The sequence below is a fragment of the Streptomyces sp. NPDC037290 genome (assembly GCF_055603245.1).
Window position 1 is genome coordinate 1 of record NZ_JBVJVZ010000105.1, and the last position, 2902, is coordinate 2902.

2 protein-coding genes are annotated in these 2902 nt (G+C 68.9%); both read right to left on the minus strand.

What is annotated here, in order from left to right; genetic code table 11:
- Position 1: 1 nt before the first annotated feature.
- Positions 2-1063: a 2-oxoacid:ferredoxin oxidoreductase subunit beta gene (locus tag ACZ7HQ_RS45115; protein WP_471003364.1), complete on the minus strand. Its 1062-nt coding sequence runs from the start codon at positions 1061-1063 to the stop codon at positions 2-4.
- Complete coding sequence (locus ACZ7HQ_RS45120; protein WP_471003368.1) at positions 1056-2900, minus strand: 2-oxoacid:acceptor oxidoreductase subunit alpha; 1845 nt, start codon at positions 2898-2900, stop codon at positions 1056-1058. The genes ACZ7HQ_RS45115 and ACZ7HQ_RS45120 overlap by 8 nt, the downstream gene beginning before the upstream one ends.
- Between the last annotated feature and the right edge of the window lie 2 nt (positions 2901-2902).

Here is a 2902-nt window from a genome sequence, read left to right on the forward strand (position 1 = left end):
CTCAGCCGACGACCGTCCAGGTGTCCCCGCCGGCCAGCAGAGCGGACAGGTCGCCCTTGCCCTTCTGCTCGATCGCGGTGTCCAGCTGGTCGGCCATGGCCGTGTCGTAGACCGGCCGTTCGACCGAGCGGAAGACACCGATAGGAGTGTGGTGCAGGGTGTCCGGGTCGGCGAGCCGGGAGAGCGCGAAGGCGGTGGTCGGGGACGCGGCGTGGGCGTCGTGGACCAGGATGTCCGCCTCGTTCTCCGCCGTCACGGTGACGGCCTCCAGGTCACCGGTGACCCGGTTGCGTACGACGCCGCGCGCGCCGTCGGCCCCGAAGCGGATGGGCTGTCCGTGCTCCAGGCGGATCAGCGCCTCCTCGGCCTGCTGCTTGTCCTTGAGGGCGTCGAAGGCGCCGTCGTTGAAGATGTTGCAGTTCTGGTAGATCTCGATGAGGGCCGTGCCGGGGTGGTCGGCGGCCGCGCGCAGCACCTCCGTCAGGTGCTTGCGGTCGGAGTCGATGGTGCGGGCCACGAAGGACGCCTCCGCGCCGATCGCCAGCGACACCGGGTTGAACGGCGCGTCCAGCGAGCCCATCGGTGTCGACTTGGTGATCTTGCCCATCTCGGAGGTCGGTGAGTACTGGCCCTTGGTCAGGCCGTAGATCCGGTTGTTGAACAGCAGGATCTTGAGGTTGACGTTGCGGCGCAGGGCGTGGATCAGGTGGTTGCCGCCGATGGACAGCGCGTCGCCGTCACCGGTGACCACCCACACGCTCAGGTCCCGGCGGGAGCTCGCCAGTCCGGTGGCGATCGCGGGGGCGCGGCCGTGGATGGAGTGCATCCCGTAGGTGTTCATGTAGTACGGGAAGCGGGAGGAGCAGCCGATGCCGGAGACGAAGACGATGTTCTCTCTGGCCAGTCCCAGTTCCGGCATGAAGCCCTGGACGGCGGCGAGGATCGCGTAGTCACCGCAGCCCGGGCACCAGCGCACCTCCTGGTCCGACTTGAAGTCCTTCATCGACTGCTTGGCCTCGGCCTTGGGGACCAGCTGCAGCAGTCCGTTGCCGGCGTCAGTCATCGATGGCCTCCTTCAGCGCCGTGGCGAGCTGTTCCGCCTTGAACGGCATGCCGTTGACCTGGTTGTAGGAGTGGGCGTCGACCAGGTACTTCGCCCGGATCAGGGTGGCGAGCTGCCCGAGGTTCATCTCGGGGACCACCACCTTGTCGTACCTCTGGAGCACCTTTCCGAGGTTGCGCGGGAAGGGGTTGAGGTGGCGCAGATGGGCCTGTGCGATCGACTCGCCGGCCGCGCGCAGCCGTCGTACCGCCGCCGTGATCGGGCCGTACGTGGAGCCCCAGCCCAGCACCAGGGTCTTCGCGCCGTGCGGGTCGTCGACCTCGATGTCCGGGACCTCGATGCCGTCGACCTTGGCCTGCCGGGTGCGGACCATGAAGTCGTGGTTGGCGGGGTCGTAGGAGATGTTGCCGGTGCCGTCCTGCTTCTCGATGCCGCCGATGCGGTGCTCCAGACCCGGCGTGCCCGGGATCGCCCACGGCCGGGCGAGGGTCTGGGGGTCGCGCTTGTACGGCCAGAAGACCTCGGTGCCGTCCTGAAGCGTGTGGTTGGGGCCGGAGGCGAACTGGACCCTGAGGTCGGGCAGTTCGTCCAGGTCCGGGATCCGCCACGGCTCCGAGCCGTTGGCCAGGTAGCCGTCGGAGAGCAGCATCACCGGCGTCCGGTACGTCAGCGCGATCCGGGCCGCCTCCAGCGCGGCGTCGAAGCAGTCCGCCGGGGTCTGCGGCGCGACGATCGGCACCGGCGCCTCGCCGTTGCGTCCGAACATCGCCTGCAGCAGGTCCGCCTGCTCGGTCTTGGTCGGCAGACCCGTGGACGGTCCGCCGCGCTGGATGTCGACGACCAGCAGCGGCAGCTCCAGCGAGACTGCGAGGCCGATCGTCTCGCTCTTGAGCGCGACACCGGGACCGGACGTGGTCGTCACCGCGAGCGAGCCGCCGAAGGCCGCGCCCAGCGCCGCGCCGATACCCGCGATCTCGTCCTCGGCCTGGAAGGTCCGCACGCCGAAGTTCTTGTGCCGGCTCAGCTCGTGCAGGATGTCCGAGGCCGGAGTGATCGGGTACGAGCCGAGGAACAGCGGCAGGTCCGCCTGCTGCGAGGCGGTGATCAGGCCGTAGGCCAGGGCGAGGTTGCCGGAGATGTTGCGGTAGGTGCCGACCGGGAAGGCCTTGGTGGCGGGGGCGACCTCGTAGGAGACCGCGAAGTCCTCCGTCGTCTCGCCGAAGTTCCAGCCGGCCCGGAACGCGGCGATGTTCGCCTCCGCGATGTCCGGCTTCTTGGCGAACTTCGACTTCAGGAACTTCTCGGTGCCCTCGGTCGGCCGGTGGTACATCCAGGACAGCAGACCCAGCGCGAACATGTTCTTGCTGCGCTCGGCCTCCTTGCGGGAGAGCGCGAACTCCTTGAGCGCCTCCACCGTGAGGGTGGTCAACGGCACCGGGTGGAGGTTGTAGCCGTCCAGCGAGCCGTCCTGGAGCGGGTCGGCGCCGTAGCCGACCTTCTGCAGCGCGCGCTTGGTGAACTCGTCCGTGTTGACGATGATCTCGGCGCCCCGCGGCAGATCGCCGATGTTCGCCTTCAGGGCGGCCGGGTTCATCGCGACCAGCACGTTCGGTGCGTCACCGGGGGTGAGGATGTCGTGGTCGGCGAAGTGCAGCTGGAAGCTGGAGACGCCGGGCAGGGTGCCGGCGGGGGCGCGGATCTCGGCGGGGAAGTTGGGAAGGGTGGAGAGGTCGTTGCCGAAGGAGGCGGTCTCCGAGGTGAACCGGTCACCGGTGAGCTGCATGCCGTCACCCGAGTCCCCCGCGAACCGGATGATCACCCGGTCCAGGCGCCGCACGT

Excerpts from the sequence above, each read along its gene's own strand:
- ACZ7HQ_RS45115 (WP_471003364.1), bottom strand. The coding sequence starts at position 1,063 with ATGACTGACGCCGGCAACGGACTGCTGCAGCTGGTCCCCAAGGCCGAG.